Origin of the sequence: Streptomyces niphimycinicus (assembly GCF_018883605.1) — a bacterium.
GTDB lineage: Bacteria > Actinomycetota > Actinomycetes > Streptomycetales > Streptomycetaceae > Streptomyces > Streptomyces niphimycinicus.
Genome location: NZ_JAHLEM010000439.1, coordinates 1 through 2,003 on the forward strand (window position 1 = coordinate 1; position 2,003 = coordinate 2,003).

At 77.0% G+C, this 2,003-nt stretch carries 1 protein-coding gene; it reads left to right on the forward strand.

Annotated elements, in window-relative coordinates:
• On the forward strand, window positions 1-2,003 hold a 2,003-nt coding region (locus KN815_RS31865; RefSeq protein WP_216345332.1), incomplete at both ends, for an SDR family NAD(P)-dependent oxidoreductase.

The window sequence follows — 2,003 nt, forward strand, 5'->3', positions numbered from 1 at the left end:
GTTCCGGGCACGGGGCCGCAAGACCAAGCGGCTCACCGTGAGCCACGCCTTCCACTCCCCGCTGATGGACGGCATGCTCGCCGACTTCCGCAAGGTCGCCGAGGGGCTGACGTATCGCGCGCCGCGCATCCCGATCGTCTCCACGGTCACCGGCCGGCCGGTCGCCGACGAGCTGGGCATGGCCGCCGACTACTGGGTGCGCCATGTCCGCCACGCCGTCCGCTTCCTCGACGGTGTCCGCGCCCTGGAGGCCCAGGGCGTCACCACCTACGTCGAACTCGGCCCGGACGGGGTGCTGTCCGCCATGGCGCAGGACTGCGTCACCGCCGGAGGCGACGGCGCCGAAGAGGTGGCCTTCGTACCCGTGCTGCGCGCCGGGCGCCCCGAGCCGGAGACGCTGACCGCCGCCCTCGCCACGCTGCATGTGCGGGGCGCGGCCGTGGACTGGGAGGCGCTGTTCGCCGGGACCGGCGCCCACCGCGTCGAGCTGCCCACGTACGCCTTCCAGCGGCGCCGCTACTGGCTGGACGGCACCCCGCGGCAGGCGTCCGGCGAGGCGACCACGGCCGTGGACGCGGCCGGTGCCCGGTTCTGGGAGGCGGTCGAGAGCGACGACCTGGCCTCGCTGTCGGACGCGGTGGGCATCGACGTGGACCAGCCGCTCAGCGCGCTGCTCCCGGCGCTGTCCGCGTGGCGGCGCCGCGAACGCGAGCAGTCCGCGCTCGACGGCCGGCGCTACCGCGTCACCTGGAAGCCGCTGGAGGAGCCGCGGCTCGCCGCCGCCCCCGGCGTCTGGCTGGTCGCCGAACCGGCCGCTGCCGCGGGCCACGCCGACACCGTGCGGCGCGTCGTGGCCGCGCTGGTCGACCGGGGCGCCGACATCCGGCGTATCGGCGTCACCCCGGCCGCAGACGGCGGGGACCTCGACCGGGACGCGCTGGCCGACCGGATCCGCAAGGCGGCGGCCGACGAGCCCGTGCACGGTGTGCTGTCGCTGCTCGCGCTGGACGAGCGCCCGCACCCCGACCACCCCGCCGCGCCCACCGGGCTGCTGCGCACCGGAGTGCTGGTGCAGGCGCTCGGGGACGCGGGCCTGGACGCCCCGCTGTGGTGCGCCACCACCGGCGCCGTCTCCACCGCCGCCTCGGAACCGACCGGCAGCGCCGCACAGGCGCAGCTCTGGGGCCTGGGCCGGGTGGTCGCGCTGGAGCACCCCGAGCGCTGGGGCGGTCTGATCGACCTGCCCGCGACGCTGGACGAACGGGCCGCCGACCGCCTGGCCGGTGTGCTCGGCGGACACGGCGACGACCACGAGGACCAGTTGGCGATCCGTACGGCCGGAATCCTGGCCCGCCGCCTCGCCCACGCCGAGTCCGTCCCGGCCACCGGCGCGCCCTGGCGGCCGCGTGGCACGGTCCTGGTCACCGGCGGCACCGGCGCGCTGGGCGCCCATGTGGCCCGCTGGCTGGCGGAGAACGGCGCCGAGCATCTGGTGCTCACCAGCCGCCGGGGCCCCGACGCCCCCGGCGCCACCGAGCTGAGCGACGAACTCGTCGCCTCCGGGGCCCGGGTGACCGTCGCCGCCTGCGATGTCACCGACCGGGACGCGGTCGCCGGGCTGCTGGCCCGGATCCGCGACGAACACCCGGAGCGCCCGCTCACCGCCGTCGTGCACACGGCGGGCGCCGGGCAGTTCGCACCGCTCGCGGAGACCACCCCGGCCGATGTCGCCGATGTGGTCGCCGCCAAGGTCGCGGGCGCCGCCCATCTGGACGCGCTGCTCGGCGACACCGAACTGGACGCCTTCGTGCTCTTCTCCTCGATCGCCGCGGTGTGGGGCAGCGGCGGCCAGGGCGCCTACGCGGCCGGAAACGCCTTCCTCGACGCGCTGGCCGAACAGCGCCGGGCCCGTGGCCTGACCGCCACCTCCGTGGCCTGGGGCCCGTGGGCGGACGGCGGTCTCGTCGCCGACGACGAGGCGGCCGAGCAACTGCGCCGCCGCG